A 23,493-nucleotide genomic window follows, 5' to 3' on the forward strand; every position below is an offset into this window, starting at 1 on the left:
AAGGAGCGCGGCGGGCCTCGCATATCGTCAGAGGACGTGCCCCCATCGACCATCGCGCAACCCCTGAAAACCCCGCGCCTCGCGTGGGTGCTGTGGGCCGTCGGCGTCCTCGCGTACATCGTGGCCATCCTGCACCGCACGTCCTTCGGCGTGGCCGGGCTCGCCGCCGCCGACAGGTTCGGAGCCTCGGCCGGGATACTCGCCTCCTTCACCGTGCTCCAGCTCCTGGTGTACGCGGCGCTCCAAGTGCCCGTCGGGCTCCTCCTGGACCGGCTCGGCCCCCGCCGGATGGTCGCGGGCGGCGCGCTGCTCATGGCCGCCGGGCAGGCGATCCTCGCCGTCTCGACCGACCTCGGCACGGCGATCGCCGCCCGCGTCCTCGTCGGCGCCGGCGACGCCATGACCTTCATCAGCGTGCTCGGCGTGGTCACCCGATGGTTCGCGCCGAAGCGGATCCCCGTGGTCACCCAACTGACCGGACTGCTCGGCCAGCTCGGACAAGTACTGAGCGCCGTGCCGCTGGCCGCGCTGCTGCACGGACCCGGCTGGACCGCCGCGTTCGGATCGGCCGCCTCGCTGGGCGTGCTGGCCGCGGTACTCGCGCTGGCCGTCCTCCGGGACGGTCCACCGCGAGCCGCCACGCGTCCAGACGCGCCAACCCTCCGGCACGTGGCCGGCGAACTCGCCGCGTCCTGGCGGCACCCCGGAACCCGGCTCGGCCTGTGGACGCACTTCACCACACAGGTCTCCACGAACACCTTCGCGCTGATGTGGGGCTACCCGTACCTGGTGTCGGGCCACGGCTTGTCCCAGGCCACCGCCGGCGCGCTGCTCACCGTGTTCGTCGTCGCCGCGATGGCCGCCGGACCCGTCGTCGGCGCCCTCGTCGCGCGCTACCCGCTGCGCCGCTCCTGGCTGGTCCTCGGCATCGTCGCCCTGATCGCCGGCGCGTGGACGGCGACACTGGCCGTGCCGCCGCCCGCCCCCACCTGGCTCCTCACCGTGCTCGTGCTGTGCGTCGCGCTCGGCGGGCCCGGATCGATGATCGGCTTCGACTACGCCCGGACGTTCAACCCGCTGCACCGGCAAGGCGCCGCCACCGGCATCGTGAACGGCGGCGGCTTCATCGCCGCCCTCCTCGCCATCCTGCTGATCGGATTCGTTCTGGACGCGCTGTCCCCCGGACGCGACGTCACCCCCGAAGCGTTCCGCGCCGCCTGGACCGTGCAGATCCTCTTCTGGACGGCCGGCATCACGGGCATCCTGCTGTCACGTGCCAAAGCCCGCCGCCGCATGCGGGAAGAGGAACCCGCCGCCTACACCGAAGGCGCGCCGCGCAACTCCAACGTGCAGCACTTGGGCCCGCCCCCAGCCTTGCGCAGCTCGGACAGGTCCACGGGCACGGGCTCGTAACCGCGCTCCCGAAGGCTCTTCATCAGCCCGGTCGCCTCCGCGTTGATGACGACATGGCGGCCGTCGCACACCGCGTTCAACCCGAGCACCCCCGCGTCCCGCGCGTCCGCGATCACCGCGTCGGGGAAAAGCCGCTCCAGCACCGCCCGGCTCCCCGGCGAGAACGCCTCCGGGTAATAGGCGACATTGTCACCGCCGAGCGGGAACAGCGCCGTGTCCAAGTGATAGAAACGCGGATCCACCAGCCGCAACGTCACCACCGGACGGCCGAAGAACTCCTGCGCCTCCTGATGCGCCGCCGGCTCGGTACGGAAACCCGTCCCGGCGAGGATCAGCTCATCCAGGACCAGGAAATCGCCCTCGCCCTCGTTCGTCCGCTCCGCCTCCAGCACCTCGGAGAACCCGTTGGCGCGCAGCCACGCCGCGTACGCCGGACCCTCCGCCGCCCGCTCCGGATGGGCGAACCGCGCCCCATACGCGCGCCCGTTCACCACCAGCGCGCCATTGGCGGCGAAGACCATGTCGGGCAGACCCTCGACCGGATCGATCAAACTGACCTCGTGGCCCAGCGCCACATACGTCTCCCGCAGCGACTCCCACTGCCGGACGGCCCGCGCCGCGTCCGCGCCCGCCCCCGGATCCATCCATGGATTGATCGCGTACGTGACCGCGAAGTGCTCCGGACGGCACATCAGATAGTGCCGCCGCGTCGCCACCGGCTCCGAGACCCGCACCGCCCCGGAAACGCTCCCGGGCTCCATCGCAGGCGACATGGTCATGATTGCGCTGCCCCCATCTCTCGCTGACAAGCGAAAGTTTAGGCGGGTAGGAGGCAACTACAGCATTCACGAACCATGCGCTGACCTGGCGATTTGTTGCGTATTTAGGCCCGAGAGAGCCCTTTCATTGTGGGGGGCTGTGACATATGTGGGGGGCGACCCCCACACCCCCCCGGTGCGGGGCCAGCGGTCCCCGCCGCTCGCCTTGACGGCTCGCGGCGGTTACCGCTGACCCCGGTGTAGGGGCTCCGCCCCTACGACCCCGGCAGGGGCTCCGCCCCCGACACCCCGTTGGGGGCTACGCCCCCGACACCCCGTTGGGGGCTACGCCCCTTTGCTTTACAGGTTGATCATGTGGCCGGCCAGGCCGTGGACGGCTTCCTTCATGGCTTCGCCCAGGGTCGGGTGAGCGTGGACGTTGCGGGCGACCTCGTGGACGGTCAGGTCCCACTGCTGGGCCAGGGTCAGCTGGGGCAGCAGCTCGGTCACCTCGGGGCCGATCAGGTGGGCGCCGAGGATCTCGCCGTACTTGTCGTCACTGATGATCTTCACGAAGCCGTCGGTCTCGCCCAGGCCCAGCGCCTTGCCGTTGGCGCTGTAGGGGAACTTGGCGACCTTGACGTCGAAGCCCTGCTCGCGTGCCTGCGCCTCGGTCCAGCCGAAGCTGGCGATCTGGGGCTGGCAGTAGGTGGCGCGGGGGATCATGACGTACTCCAGCTCCATGGTCTCCGCGCCGCCGATCGTCTCGGCGGCCACGATGCCCATGTTCTCCGCCGCGTGGGCCAGCATCAGCTTGGCGGTCACGTCGCCGATCGCGTAGATGTGCGGGACGGAGGTGCGGCACCGGCCGTCCACCTCGATCGCGCCGCGGTCGGTCAGGGCCACGCCGGTCTTGTCCAGCCCGTAGCCCTCGACGTTCGGCTGGAAGCCGATGGCCTGCAACACCTTGTCGGCTTCCAGGACCTTCTCGACGCCGTCCTTGCCGGTGACGGTGACCTTGACCTTGTCGCCCGAGTCGTCGATGCCGTCCACCCGCGTGGAGGTGAGCACGTCCACGCCGAGCTTGCGGTACTGGCGGGCCAGTTCCTTGGAGACCTCGGCGTCCTCCATGGGGACCATGCGGTCGAGGAACTCCACGATCGTCACCTTGACGCCGTAGTTGTGCAGGACGTAGGCGAACTCCACGCCGATCGCCCCGGCGCCCGCGATGATGATGCTCTCCGGCAGCTCGGAGCTGAGGATCTGCTCCTCGTAGGTCACCACGCGTTCCGACAGCGAGGTGCCCGGCAGCAGCCTGGTGCGCGCGCCCGCGGCGATGATGCAGTTGGCGAAGGTCACCGTCTCGGACGAGCCGTCCGCCCTGGTCACCTGGAGGGTGTTGGGGTCGGTGAAGACGCCGCGGCCCTCGTACGAGGTGATCTTGTTCTTCTTCATCAGGAACTGGACGCCCTTGGACAGCTTCTGCGCCACATCGCGGCTGCGCTGGTAGGCGGTGCCGTAGTCGAAGGTGACCGGCCCCTGCGCCCGGATCCCGAACTTGTCCGCCTCGCGGGTGACGATGTGCGCCAGCTCGGCGTTGCGCAGCAGCGCCTTGGACGGGATGCAGCCCACGTTCAGGCAGACCCCGCCCCAGTACTTCTGCTCGACGATCGCCGTCTTCAGGCCGAGCTGCGCCGACCTGATCGCGGCCGTATAACCACCCGGACCCGCGCCCAGGACCACGACGTCAAAATGGTTGCTCATTCCTGTGACGATATTCGGCCGCGGCCCGTCCTCGCATCCCCCGCCCGCACGGTTCGCGGGACGGGCACGGACACGCACGGTGATCGAATACGGGTCCGCCGAGATCATCCGTCACTGGCTGTTAAGGTTCTCGGGTCCCCCGTGCGTGCGGTGTGTGGCGAGGAACTCAGCGCGTTCCTTGGTGTTCATGGAACACGCGCGCCCGGCCGTGTCGTTCATGCCACGTCGGGCAGGCGCAGCAGGACGCACATCCCCCGCATCGGCTCCGCGCGCAGACCGGGCCCCGGCGCGGACGCCGTGAAAAGACACCGGCGGGCCCCCGAGGAAGCGGAAACGGAGGAGAGGCGAGTGAGGATCCCCAAGCCGGTCAACATCGTTCTGGACTGGGCGGAGCGGCAGGCCGGCCCGCTGGCGGCGGTGACCGCGCTGGTGGCAGCGGGGGTGGCGGCGATGTGGCAGCCGCTGCTGGCGGGTTTCGTCCTCGGTCTCGCCTTCGGCGGCTTCGCGATCCATCTGCGGCAGGGCAGGCGGCTGGCCCGGCTGCGCCGCGAGCTGGACGACGTGCTGCGTGAGAACGGCTTGCTGCGGCACCGCAACACCGTCCTGTCGAGCGGCATCATCACCAGGGAGGCGCAGGTGACGCAGGCCCTGGTGTCCATTCCGGAGCTCGGCCCGCCGCCCGTGACCGATCCGCAGCGCACCCAGCTCCTGCCCCCTCTCTCCGATGAGGAGGAGGCGGACAAGGGGGACGTTCCCTCGACGTCCGCGGACGCCGGGTGACGGGATCACCCCTGCGTTAGCGCCTGTCCTCTGGGGGCAGAGGACAGGCGATTGGGGGGTGGTGACACGTGAAGGACGAATCGGCTGAATCCGGTCGTTCGAGCGATGCTCCGGGAACGGGCGGGTCGGCACCGGGCATCCGGACCGTGCGCAAGGCCGTGCTCGCCTCGGCGATGGGCAACTGCGTCGAGTGGTTCGACTTCGGAGTGTTCAGCGCCGGTGTCATCACCGCGATCGTCGGCACCGTCTTCTTCCCGCCCGAGGAGGGCGGCAACGCCACCCTGCGCTCGTTCGCCCTGATCGCCGCGGCGTTCCTGGCGCGACCCTTCGGCAGCCTGTTCTTCGGCCCGCTGGGCGACCGGATCGGCCGCAAGAAGGTGCTGTCCACCACGATCATCATGATGTCGGCGTCCACCTTCGTCATCGGGGTCCTGCCGGGCTACGGGACGATCGGCATCGCGGCGCCGCTGACGCTGCTGGCGGTGCGGCTCATCCAGGGGTTCTCCACCGGGGGCGAGTACGGCGGCGCGGCCACCATGATCGCCGAGTACGCGCCCACGGACCGGCGCGGGTTCTACGGCGCCTTCCTGGAGCTGGGCACGCTGAGCGGCTACGTGCTCGGCGCCGGGCTGGTGCTCGGCATGCACGTGGGGCTCGGCGAAGAGCAGATGAACGCCTGGGGCTGGCGCATCCCGTTCCTGGTCGCGCTCCCGCTCGGGCTGGTCGGGCTCTACCTGCGGACGCGGATCGCGGACACCCCCGAGTTCGAGCGGCTGGAGCAGGCCGGGGCCAAGGCCAAGGCGCCGCTGCGGGAGACGATCCTGCGCAACTGGCCGATGATGTTCAAGCTGATCTGCATCGTCTTCCTGCTGAACATCGCCGACTACACGCTGCTGACGTTCATGCCGTCCTACCTCATCGACTTCCTGCACCTGGCCGATGTGAGCTCGCAGCTCACCACCATCGGGGTGGAGCTGGCGATGATCGCGGTGATCCTGCCGCTGGGCGCGCTGTCGGACCGGATCGGCCGTAAGCCGCTGCTCATCTCCGCCGCCGTCGGGTACCTCGTGCTGAGCTGGCCGGCCTTCGCGGCCATCCAGACCGACAGCGTGCTCGGGGTGGCCGCCGGGTACGCGGTCGTCGGCGGCCTGCTGGTGCTGATGCTGGCGGTGGTCGGCTCCACCTTCCCCGCCATGTTCCCCACCAAGGTCAGGTACGGGGCGTTCGCCATCGGCTACAACATCTCCACCTCGGTCTTCGGCGGGACGACGGCGGTGCTGGTGGGCTCGCTGATCGAGAAGACGGGCAACAACTACGTCCCCGCGTACTACCTGATGCTGGCGGCGGCGGTGGCGATCGTCCCGCTGCTGCTGATCCCGGAGACGGCGCGCGTGCCGATCGACAAGGTCGGGACCGAGAACGCCCCGGAACTCGTGGGTTCCGGGGCGCGGTCGAGCTGACGCGGGCCTGTTCAGTCGCGGCTGAGCTCGGGGCTGTGGCCGGGGCCGAACTCGCGTGCGATCATGCGGTCGAACTCGCGGTCCACGCTGGGGCGGAGGCGCCGGTGCGCCCACACGGCCAGAGCCGCCCCGAGGGCCAGCGCGAGGACCGTCTCGATCAGCAGTGCGATCCATACGGTGGTCACTCCGGTCTCCTCCTTTCGGGTGCGCCGGATCCTCCTGCCGGACCCGGACCTCCAGCTTGGGAACGTCCGCTGAGGGCCGCCGGCTTCCATGGTGGGGTGCCCAGAAGGTGTGACTTGCCTCATTCTCGCCCTGTTTGACCTGGTATTAACCCCCTCCGATCGCGGTCCGGGCGGGCTTCCGGCTCTATCACCTGTGGGGCCGCATGGGAGCAAGTGTCTGTTGATCCAAGGTGAGAAAACTCTCGCATTGTTATGGACTCATCACCCTGTGTAGCTTCATCCGCAGGCACACCCTCAGAGATCGGCGGTGCGGATCGTGACGGAGCAGGCGACGGAGCAGCAGGGCATGAACGGGCAGGGCACGGACCGGCAGTTCAGCCTGAGCACGCAGGCGGCGCGCAACCTTGCCACGACGACCAAGTCCGTTCCTCAGATGCAGGGCATCTCCACCCGATGGCTGCTCAAGCTGCTGCCATGGGTGCGGGCGGGCGGCGGCACCTACCGTGTCAACCGCAGGGTCAGCTACACCGTCGGCGACGGGCGGGTCTCGTTCTTCGACTCCGGCAACCAGATCAGGGTCGTCCCGCGCGAGCTGGGGGAGCTGGCGCCGCTGCGCGGGTTCGAGGACGAGCCGGTGCTGGAGGCCCTGGCCGGCCGGTTCATCGAGGAGGAGTACGAACCGGGCGAGCTGATCGTGGAGTCCGGCACCGCGGTCGACCGGGTCGTCCTGATCGCGCACGGCAAGGCCGGGAAGATCGGCACCGGTGAGTACGGCGACGAGGCGGTGCTGGGCGTGCTGGCCGGCGGCGGCTTCTTCGGCGACCGTGCCCTCGTCGGCGACGAGACCACCTGGGAGTACTCGGTCAAGGCGCTGACCGCCTGCACCGTCCTCACCCTGAACCGCGAGCAGTTCGAGCAGGTGCTCAACCTCTCGGAGGACCTGCGGGCGCATGTGGAGCGGTTCCTCCAGGGGCCGGAGCGGCCGGTCAACCCGCACGGCGAGGCGGCGATCGAGCTGGCCTCCGGCCATGCCGGCGAGCCGGTGCTGCCCGGCACGTTCGTCGACTACGAGCTGTCCCCGCGCGAGTACGAGCTGAGCGTGGCGCAGACCGTGCTGCGCGTCCACTCCCGGGTCGCCGACCTCTACAACGAGCCGATGAACCAGGTCGAGCAGCAGTTGCGGCTGACCATCGAGGCGCTGCGCGAACGCCAGGAGAACGAGCTCATCAACAACCGCGACTTCGGGCTGCTGCACAACGCCGAGCCGAGCCAGCGCATCCCCACCCGCACCGGCCCGCCCACGCCCGACGATCTGGACGAGCTGCTCACCCTCGTCTGGAAGGAGCCGGCGTTCTTCCTCGCCCATCCCAGGACGATCGCGGCGTTCGGGCGCGAGTGCAGCCGGCGCGGGATCTACCCGGACGCGGTGGACGTCGGGGGCCACCGCGTCCCCGCCTGGCGCGGCATCCCGCTCTATCCATGCAACAAGATCCCGATCACCGCGACCAGCACCAGCTCGGTGCTGCTGATGCGGACCGGCGAGGCCGCGCAGGGCGTGATCGGACTGCACCAGACCGGCCTGCCCGACGAGGTGCAGCCCGGCCTGTCGGTCCGCTTCATGGGCGTGGACGAGAGGGCGATCATCTCCTACCTGGTCAGCGCCTACTACTCCGCCGCCGTGCTGGTGCCCGACGCGCTGGCGATCCTGGACGGCGCCGAGATCGCCCACGGCGAGGCCCCATGAGCGCGCGGCGGCTCAGCCTCAGCACGGAGGCGGCGCGGAACCTGGCGACCACGACCAAGTCCGTTCCGCAGATGCAGGCCATCACCCCGCGATGGCTGCTGCGGCTGCTGCCCTGGGTCGAGGTGAGATCCGGCGCCTACCGGGTGAACCGCCGCCTCACCTACCGGCTCGGCGACGGGCTGATCACGTTCGTCAACACCGGGGACCGGGTCGGCGTCGTCCCCGCCGAGCTGGCCGAGCTGGCCCCGCTGCGGGGGTTCGCCGACGACGAGGTGCTGACCGCCCTCGCGGAACGGCTCGTCCAGCGGGAGTACGGGCCGGGCGAGCCGATCGCGGAGTCGGACGCCCCGCTCGACCGGGTCATCCTGATCGCGCACGGCAAGGTGCGGCTGACCGGCCGGGGCGAGTACGGCGACGAGACGGCGCTGGAGATCCTGACCGGCGGCAGGTTCCTCGGCGACCGGGCGCTGCTCGGGCCCGGCGCCACCTGGGAACGCTCGGCCAGGGCGCTCACCCCGACGACGGTCCTGGTCCTGCCCCTCGCCGACATCGAGGAGCTGACCGGGCGTTCCGAGGCGCTGCGCGCGCACCTGGACGCGTACCGGCGGGCGCCGGAGCCTCCGCGCAACAGCAAGGGCGAGGCGGCGATCGAGCTGGCCTCCGGTCATGCCGGTGAGCCGGTGCTGCCCGGCACGTTCGTCGACTACGAGCTGTCCCCGCGCGAGTACGAGCTGAGCGTGGCGCAGACCAGGCTGCGGGTGCACACGCGCGTGGCCGACCTCTACAACGAGCCGATGAACCAGGTCGAGCAGCAGTTGCGGCTGACCGTCGAGGCACTGTGCGAACGCCAGGAGGACGACCTGGTCAACGACCGCGGCTTCGGGCTGCTGCACAACGCCGACCTGCGGCAGCGCATCTCCACCCGCACCGGGCCGCCCACCCCCGACGACCTGGACGAGCTGCTGACCCGGCGCCGCAAGTCCCGGTTCTTCCTGGCCCATCCCAAGGCGATCGCCGCGTTCGGCCGCGAGTGCACGGCCCGTGGCGTCTACCCGCGGACCGTCGAGCGGGAGGGCGCCCGCGTCCAGGCGTGGCGCGGGGTGCCGATCCTCCCCTGCGACAAGATCCCGATCAGCCCGTCCGGGACCAGCTCGATCCTGTGCCTGCGGACCGGCGAGGACGACGAGGGCGTGATCGGCCTGCGCCGGACCGGGCTGCCCGGCGAGGTCCGGCCCGGGGTGACGGTCCGCGCCATGGGCGTCGACTCCAGGGGGATCGTCTCGTACCTGGTCAGCTCCTACTACTCCGTGGCGGTGCTGGTCCCGGACGCGCTGGGCGTCCTGGAGAACGTCGAGGTGGCGCGGTGACCGGTGAGGCCACGGTACCGGGGCAGGCGGTCCCGGCCCGGCCCGCGAGCGAGGTGCTGGCCTGGTGCCGGAGCCTGCTCGACCCGGCGCTGCACGAGACCGCGGCCTACCTTCCCGACGCGATGCGCCGCATCGCCGCGTACCACTTCGGCTGGCGGGACGAGCACGACCGTCCCGCCGCCGGGGGCGGGGGCAAGACGATCCGCGCGGCGCTGGTCCTGCTGACGGCGCGGGCGGCCGGCGGCACCGCCGAGGCGGCGGTGCCGGCCGCGGTCGCCGTCGAGCTGGCGCACAACTTCTCGCTGCTGCACGACGACGTCATGGACGGCGACCTGATGCGGCGGCACCGTCCCGCCACCTGGACGGTGTTCGGCGGCAACGCCGCGATCCTGGCCGGGGACGCCCTGCTGGCCTGCGCGTTCGAGGCGCTCACGGCCGCCGGGCACCCGGCCGCGCCGCGGGCCGTGGGGATCCTCGCGAGGGCCGTGCTCGACCTGGTCGAGGGACAGAGCGCCGACATGGCGTTCGAGCGCCGCGACGACGTGACAGTGCCGGAGTGCCTGGCCATGGCGGCGAACAAGACCGCCGCGCTGCTGGGCGGCGCCTGTGCGATCGGCGCCGCGCACGGCCACGACGGGCACGGCCGCGAGGGTCACGGTGGCGGCCCGGCCGCGCGGATCGAGCACTTCCGCAGGTTCGGGGAGCGGCTCGGCCTGGCCTTCCAGCTCGTCGACGATCTGCTGGGCATCTGGGGCGATCCCCATGTCACCGGCAAGCCCGTCCACTCCGACCTGCGCAGCCGCAAGAAGTCCCTGCCCGTCGTGGCCGCCCTGACCTCCGGCACGCCCCAGGCCGCGGAACTGGCGGCGCTCTACCACCGGGACCAGGCGCTCAGCGACGCGGAGGCCGCCCGTGCCGCCGACCTCGTCGAGGCCGCGGGCGGCCGGGCCTGGGCCGTCCAGCGTGCCGGGGAGTACCTGGAGGAGTCCCTCGTCCATCTCGACCTGGCGGCTCCCCGCCCTTCCGCGGCCGACGAACTGCGCGCGCTGGCCCGCATGGTGGTGGACCGCGACCGCTAGCCGCCGCATGGCTGTCGATCATACGTTCGAGTAGGCTGGGCGCGTGCAGCATGTGCCGTTCATGTGTCCGCAGGGGCATCGGCTCGGTCCCGGACGTGTCATCGTCGGCTGGTCGCCCTGCGGCTGCCCGCCCTGTGTCGAGCGGGGCCGCGGGCTGCGCGGGCACCGTACCTATCTGTGCCTGACCTGCAAGGACGAGCATGTGACGACGATGTGCTACCAGCCGTACCACATCCCGGGTCAGGGCGCCGGGTACCGCTGGCCCTAGCGGTCACCTAGGGGCCTCGCGGTCCCCGCTTAGTAGTCTCGCCCGGTGTTCCCCACGCGTAGCAGGCTGGCCGACGGCCGCGAGATCATTTACTTCGACGACCGGCGTGGCCGGGTCCCGGTGCCCGACCCCCGCGACCTTCCGGCCGTCGAGCCGCGATGCGAGTCCCGGCGCGACCCGCTCACCGGCGAATGGGTGACGATCACCGCTCACCGCAACACCCGCACGTTCCTTCCCCCGGCGGACCAGTGCCCGCTGTGCCCGGGCGGCCCCGCCTCGGAGATCCCCGACCCCGGCTACGAGGTCGTGTCCTTCGAGAACCGCTTCCCGTCGTTCTCCGCACGGACACCGGGCTTCGCCCGTCCCGAAGGATCGGCGTCCCGGGGCGTCCTGGACGCGGTGGACGGGCAGGAGCTGTTCCCGCGCATGCCGGGCACCGGGCGGTGCGAGGTCGTGTGCTTCACCGACGACCATGACGCGACGCTCGCGCGGCTGCCGCTGTCCCGGGTCCGGCTCGTGATCGAGGCATGGGCGGAACGCACGTCCGCGTTGTCCGCGATGCCGGAGGTCGAGCAGGTCTTCGTGTTCGAGAACCGCGGCGTCGAGATCGGCGTGACCCTGCACCACCCGCACGGGCAGATCTACGGCTACCCGTTCGTGACGCCCCGTACCGCGCGGATGCTGGAGCGGGCGTCCGCGCACCGCGACGCGACGGGCGGCGAGCTGTTCGGCGACGTGCTGGCCGCCGAACGCGCGGCCGGCTCGCGGATCGTGCGGGCCGGTGAGCACTGGACGGTGTTCGTCCCGGCCGCGGCGCGCTGGCCGGTCGAGGCGCATGTGATGCCGCACCGGCACGTACCGGATCTGGCCGGGCTCACCGAGGACGAGCGCGACGAACTCGCCGTCCTGTACCGCGACCTGCTGCGCCGCTGCGACGCCCTGTACGGGGGGCCGCTTCCGTACGTCGCGGGCTGGCACCAGGCCCCGGTGGGGGAGGGACGCGACCTGCTCCGCCTGCACCTTCAGCTGTTCTCCATCCGCCGCGCACCCGACAAGATCAAGTACCTGGCGGGCTCGGAGTCGGGCATGGGCGCGTGGATCAACGACGTCCCGCCCGAGCGCGTCGCCGAGCGCCTCCGTGCCGCCGGTTGATCGTCCGGCGGAACGGCCCGTGCCGCGCGGTTGATCACCTTCTCTGGGATTTTCGGTGTTTTCGCAGATCAAGACCGCCGGTTATGCAGAGGGATGGAGAAATTCGGCGCATTCATGAACAATGAAGCCTCCGGCCGCGTCTTGATCAGATGACGGGCGAGGTGACGACCGGCCGTGCCAGGGGATCGCGAAGGGATCAGGGGTGCGCGCGGAGTGGCAGGCTCACATCGATGAGCTGCTGGCGGAGTACAAGCGCCGCCAGGCGGGACTGAAGCAGCTGCAGGAGCGGCTGGCCGCGATCGAGGCCGAGGGAGAGTCCGAGGACGGGACCGTCAAGGTCAAGGTGGACCGCCAGGGCCGACTGACCTCCGTGGAGTTCGACCCGCGCGGCCTGCGCCGGCTCGGCTCGGAAGAACTGGCCGAGGCCGTCATGGAGGCGTCCGGCAAGGCCGTGGGCGAGGTCTCCGCGCAGATGAAGCAGGCCATGGAGGGGCTGGTCCCCGAGGGTGCCGCCGAGGAGGGCTTCGACCTCACCAAGCTGGTCCGCGAGCCGCCCCGTGACTTCGACGCCGTCCGCGAACGCTACGGATTGCTGGACCGATGACGTACGAACTGCGGGTCGACACCGAGGCGCTGCGGCGCGCCGGACGCGGCTTCACCACCGGGTCGAGCAACCTGAAGAGGATCCACGACCGGCTGAACGCCGCCATTTCGGCCGAGGGCAAGTGCTGGGGCGGCGACACGACCGGCCAGGAGTTCGAGAAGAACTACCTCAAGCCGAGCCAGGACGTGCTCAAGCTGTTCGGCGAGCTGGCCAAGGGCCTCGAAGAGGTCCGTAAGGGCGTCGACCAGATGGCCAAGCAGTACGAAGCCGCCGAGGACGCCGCGACGATCAGGGGGATCTGACCCGTGGGGATGGAGATCCCCGACTCGGTCAAATGGCTGTCCTGGATCGTGGGCGCCGACTGGCCGGAGGGGGACGAGACCGCCATGCGGCGGGTCGCCGAAGGCTGGACGACCGCCGGCGGCGAGGTCCGCAACCTGATCGACGACCTGGGCAGCGTGGCGTTCGACGTCACCAGCGCGCTGGACGGCTACGCCGCCGAACAGTTCAGGGCGCACTGGGACACCTGGGTCAGCACCGATCCGCAACGGCTGACCAAACTGGCCGACGCGTGCGATCAGCTCGCCAAGGTGATGAACGACGGCGCGACGGACATCGAGTACGCGAAGTACATGTTCATCGCCCTGCTGATCATCACGGCGATCGAGATCATCATGCTGATCTATTCGGCCTTCGCGACGTTCGGCGCGTCCACGGCCGCGATCCCGGCGGTGGAGGCGGGCGCGCAGATCGCCTCCCGGACGATCTTCCAGCGGCTGCTGTCCTGGCTGGCCCGTAACGTCATCATCCACGGCGCGGTCATGGGCGCGCTGGAGGGCGGCGGTCTGGACCTGCTGATCCAGGGCGTCCAGGTGGCGCAGGGCAACCGGGACGGGATCAACTGGGGCCAGACGCTCCGGTCCACCGTGGACGGCGCCATCGGCGGCGCGATCTCCGGTGGCGTCGCCGGCGGCCTGGGCAAGATCCCCGGCGTCGACGGCGCCGCGGACACCGCGCTCGGCAGCATGTTCAAGGGCGCCGTGCGGGAGGGTGCCTCCGAGGCCATCAGCGGCGTCGCGGGCACCGTGGCCTCCGCCGCCATCCACGGCGAAAGCCTCACGTGGGACGACATCGCCAAGGGCGCCACCTCCGGCGCGGCCGGCGGCGCCATCGGCGGTGCGCGAGGCGGTCTCGGCGAGTTCGGCTCGGGGAACGCGGGCGGCGGCGTGAACCTGGGAGGCTCCGACGACGGCGGCGGCGCGAACCCCGCGGGCGGATCGGACCCCGGCGGCTCCGGCCCAGGATCGGACCCGGGAGGCTCCGGTCCGGGTTCGGACCCGGGAGGCTCCGGTCCGGGTTCGGACCCGGGAGGTTCCGGTCCGAGTTCGGACCCGGGTGGCTCCGGCCGAGGAAACGGCGGCGAAGGCGGCCCGAGCCCCGGAACGGGCTCCAGCGGAGACGGCGGCACCCACGCGGGCTCCGGCCCCGCTCCAGGCCCTACCCCAGGCACGGGCTCCGGCGATGGCGGGGGCTCCGGCCCGAGCGGTGGCGACGGCGGATCGAACCCCGGCTCCGGCTCGACCCATGGTCCCGGGCCGAGCACGGGCGACGGCCCATCGCCTGGCGGATCGCCCTCAGGCCCACCGCCCGGAGGCTCGGACTCCTCAAGCGGGCCGTCCACCTACTCAAGCCCCGGCGGCAGCACGGACCCGTCCGGTTCGTCCTCGCCGCCCAGTGGCCCCTCGACCGACACCTCCAGCAGCCACGGCTCGCCGGCGCCGTCCAGCGGTGCCCCGTCCACCGGAGGCACGGACAGTGGCGGTTCGTCACCGGGTGGATCGCCGCAGCCGACGCGGGTCCACGGCGACGGAGGTTCGCCGGGCGGTGGCTCATCGGACGGCGGCACGTCCGGCGGCGGCGGTAACCGCGTCGCGAGCCTGCTGGCCGGTGACACCGGCGGTGGCGGCGGACCCGCTCCCGGGACGATCCCGGGTGCGTCACTTTCGTCCATGCCCAGCGATGCGGGCGCGTCCGGGAGCCCGTCCACGGCCGGGGGCGCGCCCGCGCCCGCGGCGGCGGGCGCCCCGGCGGGCGGCGCGACACCCGGCCCCGCGGCCTCACCCGGCGCCGTCCCCATGGGCGGCGCCCCCGGGATGGCCGGTGGCGGAGGATCCCCATCGGGCGGCGGCTCACCAGGATCCCGCCCCTCGCCATCCCCGTCCGCCGACCCGGGACCGAACCGGCCTGCGTCCACCGACACCCGCCCGCCGACAAGGGACCCGCTGACCCGTCCCGAATCGCAGCCGTCGAGCACGCGCCCCGGGCGAACCGACACCACTCCCGCCGATGGCGGCACCCGTCCCCGCCCAGGAGACCCGGCCACCCGCCCATCACCAGCCACAGCGCCACCACCCGACGGTCATACACCAGCCGCCAGGCCGGACCCGGCGAGCACGGTGCCACCCCCGCGAACCGCGGATCCTGCCACCCGTCCATCACCGGCCGGGACGCCACCACCCGCTGGCGCCACACCGGGCGCCAGGCCGGACCCGGCGAGCACGACGCCACCTCCGCGGAGCGAGCAACCGTCCACCCCCGCGGGGACGCAGCGCCCGGACGGCGCCGCGCCCGGCGCCAGGCCCGACCCGGCGCGCACACCGACCGAACAGCCTGCGCCAACCGGTGGCACGCCGCCACGTACGGATTCGCCGTCGTCGTCGCTCGCGGGTGACTCCGCCCCACCGCATGGCTCCGAAGGGGACGGAAGGACACCCCCGCAGGACGGGGACCCCGCGCCACGCTCACGCGGGGACGACGACGCGGGAACGCAGGACCCGCAGCGGACCCCCGGAGACTCGGTCAAGGACTCCCCCGAGACGCGCCGGCTCAAGCGGGAGACCCTCGACTGGAGCAACTATTACCTGCGCGAGGGCCAGGCCATCCGCCGCACCACCACCCCCGACGCGGACGGGCACGTCCACCCGCCGCTGGCCTGGAACGCCGAACGCGGCGGCTGGGACCCGCTCCCGGACAGGCCCGTCGTCCGCGCCGAGTACGTGGAGCCGCGGCCCGTCTCGCAGTCCGCCACCCCCGAGCGGCGAGCGGAACTGCAGGGCCTTATCGACCAGCGTTCGGAGGCCATCGAACGGGCCAGGGAGGCCGCCGAGAACTACAAGAACGACTCCTCGCCCGAGAACTTCGAGGAACGGCGCCAGGCGTTCGAGGAGCAGACCGGCCTGGGCGAGGACCTCGGGGAGAACGCCGCCAGGGACGCGTTCGCCGACCTGCTCCGCGACCGGTACGGGGACCGGGAGGTCCAGGTCGAGCAGTTGTTTCCGCGTCCGGACGCCGACGGCGAGCCCGCCCGCACCGCGCGCAGCGGCGAGTTCGACCAGGTGTACCGGGTCACCGACCCCGAGACGGGTGAGGTACGGCACTACGTCATCGAGGCCAAGGGACCGTCCGCCCAGCTCGGCTCCCGCATCGGCGAGGGCGGGTTCTCCTACCAGCAGGGCCACCCGGCCTATGTCGACAGCCTGCTGGACGCGATGGAGCAGCGTGGTGGGGCCGACGCCGACCTCGCCTACGCGCTGCGCGACGCCTTGGACGACAAACAGCTCGAATACCACTACGCCCGCGCCAAGGTGGGCATCGACGACGACGGCAACCCGTACTACGCGGGATACGAGCGCCGCCAGTTCGACCTGAGCGGGAGCACCACCGACGGCGGCGACGCCCCGCCCCAGGACGGCGACGGCCCGCGGCACCGCGAGTCGGCCGAATCCACCGACGACCCCGGCACGGCGGATCAGCAGGACACCGGAGCACCCGAGGGACTGCCGTCCCACCTGGGGGATGTCTACCGCAACAGCGAGGCCACGCCCGCCGGGCGGTCCTTCTACGGCGCGGACGACGCTCCTATGCGCGACCTCGCCCAGCGCGTCCCTCCCGACCCCGACCGGTTCGTTGTGGACGCCCACGGCGACGCCGACGGCGTGATCGTCGACGGCCGCAGGCTCAGCGTCGACGACGTCGCGGACCTGATCCGCAACGACCCGAACTGGAACGGCCGCGAGGTCATGCTGCTGTCGTGCGACACGGCGGGCGGCGCCTTCGCCGAACAACTGGCCGCACGCCTGGGCGTCCCCGTGACCGCCCCGCACGGCCTCGCCTGGTCCGACGCCGACGGCAACGTCTACGCCTCCTCGGGCACCACCGGCCCGGACGGACGCACCCTGCCCGACCTCCCCCCGAACGGCGGCTGGACCACTCACCACCCCAACGGCGACACCACCTCGTCCGGCACGGCGGGCCACGCCCCAGGCCACCCCGTCACCACCCCGCCCGACACCGCAAGGACCCCAGCCGCCTCCCGAGGCCCCGGCCAACAACCGGACCCGGACACCCCCACCGGTTCACCCACACCGGCGAGTGCAGCGCCTAGCGGCCGTACAGGCGAGAGCGGCATCGCTGGACAACGCACGCCCACCGACCCACGTACGCCCAGTCCCGGAACCGGCGATGGCCGAGCCGCGGCGAGTTCGGGCGCCGCATCCAACGCGAGGTCGGACTCCGGCGTCTGGACGCCGGCACCTTCGAGCACTGGCGCCGACCCACGTGCGGCTTCGGGCCCAGTAAGCACCGCCGGGCAACCCACGCCCGGCGATCCACGTGCGTCTTCTCACACGCCTACCCCAACGGGCCCCACTGCCGGGCGCGCAGGCGAGAGCCCCGCCGCTGCTCAGCACACCGACTCCCGCACACCCACTGATCCACGGGCGACAACGCCTCCGGGCCCAGAAAATACCGTTGGCCAACGCACGCCTAGCGATCCACGCGTGCCCGCTGGCTCACCCGGACCGATGGGTGCGGCGGCCCCCGCTGGTGGGCGTGTAAGTGAGGCTCCGGCTGGTGGCGCCGCTGGCCAGCGCACCGACTCCCGCACGCCCGCTGATCCACGGGCGACAACACCTTCGGGCACTGACGCTGATCCGCGAGCCGACGCGGGCCCGCGTACGCCCATGGACCCGCGTGCGGCTACGGACCCGGGGCAGCGCGCGCCTGGTGATGCGCGTGCGGCGACTTCTGGAGCGCCCGCTGATTCGCGGGCGGCGGCGCCTTCGGGTGTTGGTGCTGATCCGCGGGCTGACGTGGGGTCGCGTGCGTCTGCGGACTCGCGGAATGTGGCTGACCCGCGTGTGGCTTCGGACCCGGGGCAGCGCGCGCCCGGCGATTCCCGTTCGTCGACGGGTACGCCGGCTGATCCGCGGGTGGCGGGTTCTGGGGCGGTTGTTGATTCTCGGTTGGCTGGGGATTCCAGTTCGGGTGGGGAGGTCCGGGCGCCTGGTGAGCCCGGGGTGGGGGCTGACACTCGGGGTGGGGAGACTCCGGCCGGGCGGTCGCTGCATGATGATCCGGCGTTGCGTGAGCGGGCTCGGAGGGTTGCGGCGGATCCCCGGCGGTTCGTGCTGGACGGGCCTGGGGACAGGGATGGGCTGGCGCCGGGTGGGCGCAGGTTGCGGCCCGAAGAGGCGGCGCGGCTCATTCGGAACGACCCGAACTGGAACGGCCGCGAGGTCATGCTGCTCGCGGACAACGTGGGGGGCGGGGAGTACGGGCGGCGGCTCGCGCAGGAGCTCGGGGTTCGCGTGGTCAGCCCGACGGGGCCGGTCCGGGTGGACGAGAACGGGCAGGTGTCGTCGAGCGGGTGGACCGCGGCCGATCCTCCGCCTGCCGACCCGGCGCCCGGGCAGGTGGGTCCGGACGGGGTGCGGCGCTTCGACAGCGATGCCGAGGGCGACGCGTACGGCGAGAACCATCTGGGGCATGTGTTCGACGGGCTGCCGCCCCAGCTTCAGCAGGCGCTGCACTGGTACACGGTGCAGTCGATGCCGAACCCGTTCCTGCGTCCCGGGGCGGACCTGCCCGGCTATCTGAACCGGATCGAAAACGAGCATCGGGCGGTGTGGGAGCTGGCCCGCATGAACGGCGGCTACGTGCCGCGGACGGCGGACCTGCATCGCCTGTGGTCCAACCCCGACTTGTCGCCCCAGCAGCGGGCGTTGCTGCAACACATCCTGTCGTTCCCCAACCCCGAGCACCGGATCGCCGACCTGGTGCAGTCCTCGCAGCAGCGCGAGTTCCTGGCCCAGTACCTGGGCGGGCCGCCCACGGTGGACGCGTTCAACCAGCGGATCGCCGAACTCGACCAGGCCCTGAACCAGCCGCTTCCCGAGCCGATCCAGGTGGAGCGCGGGCTGCACGACGTGTCGTTCATGCGGCTCGCGGACGGGACGCCGCTGGGGAGCCGTGACCCGGCGTTGCTGGTGGGGTCGACGCAGACCGAGCCCGCGTACATGTCCACCTCGCTCGGGCGGGATCCGGCGACCGTGGACGGCGACCCGTTCAGCTACCACATGCACATCGACCTGCCGCCCGGGTCGCGCGGTGTCTGGATGGGGCACGACAGCGCCTATCCGGACCAGCGCGAGCTGATCCTGCCGCGCGGCACCCGGTACGAGATCACGAGCGTGGAGTACCGGGGGGTGGACGAGCGGGGCAGGCCCGTCTACGACATCCGGGCCACCGCGATCCCGCCGGGTCCGCCTCCGGGGACCGTGGCGGCGCGCGGAGGTGAGCTGGCCTCGTCGCCGGGCGAGGGCGACGTGCACCATGGCGCCGAACCGTCTTCGGACGCCGCGCGCCGGCCGGACGACACGGTGCGGCGCGTCATGGACGACCCGCACGTCCAGCGGATGCTGGAGCGGGCGGGCGAGCCTCTCGGGGGCGACCTTGGCCGCCGGCTCCAGCAGGTCCTTCCCCATCACCCGGAGCTGGCGCGCATCGTCGCCGGGGACGGGTCGAACGCGCTGGAAACGTCGCTGCGGGAGTCGCTGCTGTCCCGTCCCGAGACGCTCAACAACCTGCTCCGCCATCCCGAGGCGGTCGGGGTCCTGGAGCAGGCGGTCGCGGACGTGGAGCGGCGCGGTCCCGAGGCCATCCTGGAGGGGACGGGGCCGAAGGCGGAGCCCACCCCTCTCACCGACACGCAGCGCGAGATCAGCGAGCGGGTGGCGCGTGAGGTGCAGGAGAGCCGGCGTCCCGGTGAGGACCGCAACCCGCGGGTCGCCCCATCCCAGCCGGACTTCGACCCGTCCCAGGTGGATCCGGCCAACGGCAGGAACGACCCGTACCTGAACTCCTACCTGGACGACCTGTACCAGCGGATGCGCGAGTCGGTCCCGGCGTTGCGGGCGCTGGTGCACGATCCGGCGCTGGGCGGGGAACCGCATCTGCGTCCTGGCGAAAAGGACCGCGTGCGGGCCCTCGACAAGATCATGGGTGACTACGGCGGGGACGCGAGCCGGCTGAACGACCTGCTGGGCGCCAAGATCCAGTTCGATTCGGTCGCGGACCTGTACCGGGCGCTCGACGGCCTCGGGTCGGTCGCGGCGCGGCACGGCATCGAGATCGTCTCGTTCAAGGACCGGATGCTGAGCCCCGTCCCGAGCGGCTATCGGGACGTCCGGCTGACCGTCCGCATGCCGAACGGTCACATCGGTGAGCTCCGGCTGCACCTGAAGTCGATCGACGAGGTCGCCGCCTACGAGCACGCGCTGTACGAGGTGCGCCGCGACCTGCCGAACGCGGCCGAGGAGCAGAACCGTCCGCTGACCCCGGAGGAGGACGCGCTCGACCGGGCGATCAACGAGCGGGTCATCGGCCGTTTCAAGGACGCCCTCGGCCGGGCGCTTCAGGACGTCCCGCCGCCCGGCCCGCGCGAGGGCGGTCCCGGCGCCGACCTGAGCGGAGGGCCCGCCGGTCCGGCGCGGCCCCCGGCGGCGTCCCAGTACGGCTGGTACCAGGACGCTCCGAGCCCCCAGCACGCCGCCGAGCCCTCGCATCACGCCGAGGCGCCCGCCGACCCCCACGTCCCGGCCGACCTGCCGGCGCATCTGCGGGACGTCTTCCGTGACAGCGAGTCCACCCCGGCAGGGCGCGCCTTCTACGGCCCGGACGAGGACGGCATGCGCGACCTGGCCCGTCGCGTCCCCGCGGATCCGCGGCGGTTCGTCGTCGACGCGCACGGCGACCCGGACGGCGTGCGCGTGGGCGGGCGCAGGCTGAGCGTGGACGACGTGGCGGCGCTCATTCGCAACGACCCGAACTGGAACGGCCGCGAGGTCATGCTGCTGTCGTGCCGGACGGGCGAGGGCGATGTCGCCGCCGAGCTGTCCCGCAGGCTCGGTGTCCCCGTCCTGGCCCCGCACGGCCTGGCCTGGTCCGACAGCGACGGCAACGTCTTCGCGTCGTCCGCCGAGCGGGGTCCGGACGGCGGCCCGCGGCCCACCTGGCCTCCGAACGGCTCCTGGACGGCCCATCACCCCAACGGCACCACCACGCCCGCCGGCCACGACGGCTACCCCTCGGATCCGCCGGACGGCCAGGACGCCGGGCCGCGTACCGATCTCGCCGCGAGGGGAGCGCCGTCCCAGGACGATCCTCCGCCGCTGATCACCGGGCCGGACGGCAGGCTGCACAGGGAGGGCGACCCGGAGACGACGTACCGCACCCCGGACGGCAGGCTGCACTTCGACGGGGACGATCCGGGCACCTTCCGGAACGAGCTGACCCAGCAGTTGCAGGACGAGAAGACCGGGCGGTTCGTCAAGGACAAGTTCCGCGAGCGTCCCTACGACTTCGAGGCCGTGGTGGCCGACGGGCCCCATGACCACACTCCGAGCGACGAGGCCAGGCGAAAGCTCGACGAGCTGGCCGCGCAGCGCGCGAAGGTCCAGGCCGAAAAGGATTTCCTGCGAGCTCAGATCGACGCGCTGCCCGGAATAGCGGGATTCCCGAAGAAAGAGGACGGCGGCAATCTCTACGGAATCGAGCGAATCCACGATCTGGGTCAGAAGAAACTGCGCGACACGCTCGAATCCGCGGCGCGGGCGGTGCGCAATAACACCGCGCTGGACCCGCGGCACCGGGCCGCCTTGATCGACGACTTGGACCGGCTTTCCGATCTCGCCCGCCAGCACACCGCCAAGAACAAGGAACTGGTGAGCCTCAGCGAGCGGCTCGGAATGGTCGCGGCCATCGACTTCGCCACCAACGCCGCCGGGGGCGTCCGGCTCACCCCGCTGGTGGACGACGAGCCGGGGGTCCCCGGGACCCTGGACGTGACCGCCGCCCTCACCGGCGATCCTCCGCGCCTCACCGTGGTGGAGGCCAAGGGCGTCGGCTCCGGCCTGGGCGGACGGCTGGTCGAAGGCGGTAAGAAGGCGGAGCAGGGCACCCCCGAGTACCTCGCCTGGGTGCTGGAGCGCGATCCGGACCTGAAGGCCGCGCTGCGCGAGCGTCCGGACTTGCGGGAGGCGCTCCAGAAGGCGCTCGACAACGGGACGCTTCAGGTCGAGTACTACACCGTCCATTCCGATGAGGCCGGTAATGTGAAGTGGTCGCGATTCGACCTTACGAGGGACGACGCCTCCTTCGTGCCGCGCCGGATCGCCGGTCTGAGGCCGGTAGTAGGATGACGGTCCATGAGTGACTTCCGGAGGCTGTCCGATCGGGAACTCGCGGATATGGCCCGGCGGTTGCGCGCTCTCGAGTGGCCGCGTGATCCGGCCGATGTCCCCGCGATCGCCGCGGCCTTCGACTGGAAGGTCGAGTCCCTTCGCGAAATGGGGGCCCGGCTGGGAACGAGATTCGGAATCGCCACCGGGAACGTCGAATTCGAGGAGGGCCGGGCGGTGCACGTCCGGGCGGCGGTGTGCTCGGACATCGATCGGGAGTCGGCCGAGGAGCGCGCCTGGCTCCAGGACGTCTTCGCCGAGTCGGTCGAGGCGGTGTCGGCCGCGCTCGGCCCGCCGACGCAGCGGCTCCCGGGGGAGACGCCCGAGGTGCGGTGGCGTGGTGAGCGCTCGACCGTCTCGGTGCTCAAGTACTCGGTGATCGTCGATATCGCGCTGTCCACCAACGAGTACATCGACGAATACGACCGGGACGTGGACCAGGAGCTGTGATGACGTGGGAGGAGTTCGCCGGCGGCCTGGCCGAGGAGCTCGCCGGGCTGCCGGCCGGTGCGCTCCTGGTGGTGTCCGAGCCCGACGAGCGCGGCCGGTACGCGCAGTTCTACCAGGGAGACGACGAGCTCGTCGCCTACGTCGTCGTCAATTCCTGGCTTCCCGAGCCGGCTCGTGCCACGCCGGAAGGGGAACGGGCGATCGCTCGGGCCGGGTGGAACGAACCTCTGCCCCCCGGCCATGAGAACTGGTGGCGGACGCTTTCCTGGCCTGCGTCGTCCCGGCAGTACCGCGACCTCGCCGACAGCGTCGCGACGGCCCTCCGGGACGGTTACGGCATCACCGGTCCCGAGGGCTGGACCTACCAGGCGTGGAACGAGCGCACCGGGGACGACCTCGAACTTCCCCGTCTGGGTCTCGCGCCCGCCTCGAACGAAGAGACCCCGGCTGAAGAGACGAAGACATGAGCGACCTCCCGCAGTACTACGTCTACGAAGGGCGGCCGGTCGTCTTCGTCGGGCCGCCCGGAGGCGGGCTGGACTGCCTCGCGGTCTCCCCGCAGACCGGGGAGTTCCTCCGCGACATGTCCTATGTCCGGAAGATCCGTTACGGAACGCAGGCGGACATCGAGACGTTGACGCGGGACGAGTTCGTCCAGAGGGTGGAGGAGTACCGCGCCCGCCACGTCAAGGGCGAGGGCCCCGTCCACGCCCTGTATGAGACCATCAACGGCCTGGAGGACACCGCCAGGGCCGAGGGGCGCGACCTGACGGCCGAGGAGGCCGCCCTGGTCCGCACCCTCCGCGAGCGGACGCACGGGCTCTTCGAGGCCGAACTGCGCGCCCGGGGCCGCGGATATCTCCCGGGCGCGAACGGGCACGAAAGGTGATG

17 protein-coding genes are annotated in these 23,493 nt (G+C 71.7%); 14 read left to right on the top strand and 3 right to left on the bottom strand.

Annotation, left to right across the window (positions count from 1 at the left end):
- Positions 1-36 precede the first annotated feature (36 nt).
- Positions 37-1,413 (top strand): nitrate/nitrite transporter, encoded by a 1,377-nt coding sequence (locus ACGWYJ_RS00370; RefSeq protein ID WP_395103419.1) that lies wholly within the window; start codon positions 37-39, stop codon positions 1,411-1,413.
- Here the strand turns inward: ACGWYJ_RS00370 and ddaH are convergent.
- The gene (ddaH, locus tag ACGWYJ_RS00375; RefSeq protein ID WP_395103586.1) at positions 1,317-2,174 is read right to left on the bottom strand and encodes a dimethylargininase; all 858 of its coding nucleotides are present in this window, start codon (positions 2,172-2,174) and stop codon (positions 1,317-1,319) included. The two genes, ACGWYJ_RS00370 and ddaH, sit on opposite strands and share 97 nt — an antisense overlap.
- 357 nt (positions 2,175-2,531) lie before the next feature.
- The gene (gene lpdA, locus ACGWYJ_RS00380; protein ID WP_395103420.1) at positions 2,532-3,935 is read right to left on the bottom strand and encodes a dihydrolipoyl dehydrogenase; all 1,404 of its coding nucleotides are present in this window, start codon (positions 3,933-3,935) and stop codon (positions 2,532-2,534) included.
- 348 nt (positions 3,936-4,283) lie between these two features.
- Between lpdA and ACGWYJ_RS00385 the strand changes: the two genes are divergently transcribed.
- Together ACGWYJ_RS00385 and ACGWYJ_RS00390 are read left to right on the top strand one after the other, a co-directional pair.
- Complete coding sequence (locus tag ACGWYJ_RS00385; RefSeq protein WP_395103421.1) at positions 4,284-4,715, top strand: hypothetical protein; 432 nt, start codon at positions 4,284-4,286, stop codon at positions 4,713-4,715.
- A gap of 146 nt (positions 4,716-4,861) precedes the next feature.
- Positions 4,862-6,175 carry an MFS transporter gene (locus ACGWYJ_RS00390; RefSeq protein ID WP_395103422.1) on the top strand — a complete coding sequence of 438 codons (1,314 nt, stop codon included), beginning with the start codon at positions 4,862-4,864 and terminating at the stop codon, positions 6,173-6,175.
- An 11-nt stretch (positions 6,176-6,186) separates the two neighbouring features.
- Here ACGWYJ_RS00390 and ACGWYJ_RS00395 read toward each other — a convergent pair whose 3' ends face one another.
- A complete protein-coding gene (locus tag ACGWYJ_RS00395) occupies positions 6,187-6,360 on the bottom strand; it encodes a hypothetical protein (RefSeq protein WP_395103423.1) in 174 nt (57 codons plus the stop codon).
- Positions 6,361-6,706: 346 nt separating this feature from the next.
- On the opposite strand from ACGWYJ_RS00395, the gene ACGWYJ_RS00400 reads away from it, so the two are divergent.
- The 11 genes from ACGWYJ_RS00400 (at position 6,707) to ACGWYJ_RS00450 (ending at position 23,491) form a co-directional block, all read left to right on the top strand.
- Complete coding sequence (locus ACGWYJ_RS00400) at positions 6,707-8,104, top strand: family 2B encapsulin nanocompartment shell protein (RefSeq protein ID WP_395103587.1); 1,398 nt, start codon at positions 6,707-6,709, stop codon at positions 8,102-8,104.
- Positions 8,101-9,471 (top strand): family 2B encapsulin nanocompartment shell protein, encoded by a 1,371-nt coding sequence (locus tag ACGWYJ_RS00405; RefSeq protein ID WP_395103424.1) that lies wholly within the window; start codon positions 8,101-8,103, stop codon positions 9,469-9,471. Before ACGWYJ_RS00400 ends, ACGWYJ_RS00405 begins: the two co-directional genes overlap by 4 nt.
- Positions 9,468-10,550, top strand: a complete 1,083-nt coding sequence (locus ACGWYJ_RS00410) for a polyprenyl synthetase family protein (protein ID WP_395103425.1) — start codon at positions 9,468-9,470, stop codon at positions 10,548-10,550. Before ACGWYJ_RS00405 ends, ACGWYJ_RS00410 begins: the two co-directional genes overlap by 4 nt.
- 43 nt (positions 10,551-10,593) lie before the next feature.
- The gene (locus ACGWYJ_RS00415) at positions 10,594-10,818 is read left to right on the top strand and encodes a hypothetical protein (RefSeq protein ID WP_285693288.1); all 225 of its coding nucleotides are present in this window, start codon (positions 10,594-10,596) and stop codon (positions 10,816-10,818) included.
- 45 nt (positions 10,819-10,863) lie between these two features.
- Positions 10,864-11,970 carry a galactose-1-phosphate uridylyltransferase gene (galT, locus tag ACGWYJ_RS00420; protein WP_395103426.1) on the top strand — a complete coding sequence of 369 codons (1,107 nt, stop codon included), beginning with the start codon at positions 10,864-10,866 and terminating at the stop codon, positions 11,968-11,970.
- Positions 11,971-12,172: 202 nt separating this feature from the next.
- Positions 12,173-12,574: a YbaB/EbfC family nucleoid-associated protein gene (locus tag ACGWYJ_RS00425; RefSeq protein ID WP_395103427.1), complete on the top strand. Its 402-nt coding sequence runs from the start codon at positions 12,173-12,175 to the stop codon at positions 12,572-12,574.
- Positions 12,571-12,876 carry a WXG100 family type VII secretion target gene (locus ACGWYJ_RS00430; RefSeq protein WP_395103428.1) on the top strand — a complete coding sequence of 102 codons (306 nt, stop codon included), beginning with the start codon at positions 12,571-12,573 and terminating at the stop codon, positions 12,874-12,876. The genes ACGWYJ_RS00425 and ACGWYJ_RS00430 overlap by 4 nt, the downstream gene beginning before the upstream one ends.
- Before the next feature lie 9 nt (positions 12,877-12,885).
- Positions 12,886-22,113 (top strand): ADP-ribosyltransferase, encoded by a 9,228-nt coding sequence (locus tag ACGWYJ_RS00435; RefSeq protein ID WP_395103588.1) that lies wholly within the window; start codon positions 12,886-12,888, stop codon positions 22,111-22,113.
- A gap of 6 nt (positions 22,114-22,119) precedes the next feature.
- The gene (locus tag ACGWYJ_RS00440) at positions 22,120-22,602 is read left to right on the top strand and encodes a DUF6301 family protein (RefSeq protein WP_395103429.1); all 483 of its coding nucleotides are present in this window, start codon (positions 22,120-22,122) and stop codon (positions 22,600-22,602) included.
- A complete protein-coding gene (locus ACGWYJ_RS00445) occupies positions 22,602-23,069 on the top strand; it encodes a hypothetical protein (protein WP_395103430.1) in 468 nt (155 codons plus the stop codon). The genes ACGWYJ_RS00440 and ACGWYJ_RS00445 overlap by 1 nt, the downstream gene beginning before the upstream one ends.
- Complete coding sequence (locus ACGWYJ_RS00450) at positions 23,066-23,491, top strand: hypothetical protein (protein WP_395103431.1); 426 nt, start codon at positions 23,066-23,068, stop codon at positions 23,489-23,491. Before ACGWYJ_RS00445 ends, ACGWYJ_RS00450 begins: the two co-directional genes overlap by 4 nt.
- The last annotated feature ends 2 nt before the right edge of the window (positions 23,492-23,493 follow it).

The sequence above is a fragment of the Actinomadura sp. SCN-SB genome, assembly GCF_043906805.1.
In the GTDB taxonomy this organism is placed as follows: domain Bacteria; phylum Actinomycetota; class Actinomycetes; order Streptosporangiales; family Streptosporangiaceae; genus Spirillospora.